The sequence below is a fragment of the Cohnella luojiensis genome (genome assembly GCF_004564235.1).
Lineage (GTDB): Bacteria > Bacillota > Bacilli > Paenibacillales > Paenibacillaceae > Cohnella > Cohnella luojiensis.
Genome location: NZ_SOMN01000092.1, coordinates 1 through 1,479, shown reverse-complemented (window position 1 = coordinate 1,479; position 1,479 = coordinate 1). Strand labels below are relative to the sequence as shown.

The following is a 1,479-nucleotide window of genomic DNA, read 5'->3' as shown; positions in this document are numbered from 1 at the left end:
ATCACGGCCTGATCAATTCTATGCACACTCATTTGAACAAATCGCATCCTAAATGACTAGATTACACGACAAGGAGGATATAACTTATTCCTCAGAAAATCGTGTCTTGACAATGGGGAGCATTACAAGTCGCTGCGCTCCTTTAGGGTGGTGGGGCGTCGTGAATACACGAACGTTATATGCAATCGGGGCAGAGATAAAAAAGGCATCATTAAAACCATTACCATATTTTAGTGGTAGTGGTATATTTGTTTTAAGTGATTTGTTACTTAAGAACAGATCGATAAGTACAAAAAGATCCGGTAAAGGCATTAAGAGGGATAAGGGCAGCAAGATCGATATGTGTGTTAAGTGCGATAAGGTCAACAAGATCGATAAGATCGATAAGATCGATAAAGCCTTATGATCAATAAGAGCGATAAGATCCGGTAAAGGCAATAAGAGCAATAAGATCGATAAGGGCAATAAGAACGAAAGGGCATGAAAGACGGATAAGAGCACATGGATGTATTTCAAGAAGGCCCCGACAGCATATAACACAATATTCACGCTTCGGCAGACGAGCTGCCTCGGTCCGGACCGGGGTTAGAAGTGAATTCAAAGAGGCATTTTCAGTAGCAATGGAGTAATATCAGCCGGACACATCCTTCCCCCTAAGATAAGAGCTATCTAAGGGGGAAGGACGTCGTGAATACGAAACGTTAGATGAAATCGACGGAGGGCGTAAAGTGCATTTTACAAACACCTCATACTGTCAAGAACGAAATATGAATATTGGTTGGTTTTCACTTCATACTCTGCCCAATAAGAGTGTATTAGGTTATAGCCAGGATAATCATTGGGTAGTTGTTTCCAATACTGAAATGAAAATAATCGGCTCTGAGAAGTCTTATCTTTACTTATTGAATGTATTGGAAGAACCACTTGAAAAATTTAAGATAAAACTTAATAACCAAATCACTAACGAACAAATACCCGAGTTTCCGTATCTTGAACTGATAAGATTCACACTTAAAGAAGGATCTGCATATTGGATTGAACTTGCTTTGAATTGGATTGATGGATTATTAAATCATGAGAAGCAAGTATTAATTGAACTCTTGAATTCAATTATGAAGAACAATAAATACTCGCAAAAACTAAGGCACAGAACCCAAAAAGTAATAAAAAGAATCGATATTTTGTAGCATATTCAAGAAGCCGTCGACATCATCTAACACCATATTCACGCATCGGGGCCTTCGCCCCTCGGTCCGGACCGATGTGGAAGAGACGTGGGCATATTCAGCCGGACACACCCGCACCACCTAACCGCATCGCGGCCGGTCCTTCGGACCTTAAGGTGGTGGGGCGTCGTGAATACAAGAACGTTAGTACGCCAAGCAAGTTCGGCTTGTCTTGCGAGGTGAAAGTCCAAGCAGAGCAAGGTTTAACCAACCACTCTTATCGCGTGTTGCGCCGAAACGGGAGACCGCCAGG

General features: G+C 41.9%; 2 protein-coding genes. Both read left to right on the top strand.

What is annotated here, in order from left to right; all coding sequences use genetic code 11:
* The first annotated feature begins 160 nt into the window (after positions 1-160).
* Entirely contained in the window at positions 161-406 is a 246-nt protein-coding gene (locus tag E2980_RS23850) for a hypothetical protein (RefSeq protein WP_135154704.1), read from the top strand.
* A 322-nt stretch (positions 407-728) separates the two neighbouring features.
* The gene (locus E2980_RS23845; protein ID WP_135154703.1) at positions 729-1,187 is read left to right on the top strand and encodes a hypothetical protein; all 459 of its coding nucleotides are present in this window, start codon (positions 729-731) and stop codon (positions 1,185-1,187) included.
* Positions 1,188-1,479: the final 292 nt, after the last annotated feature.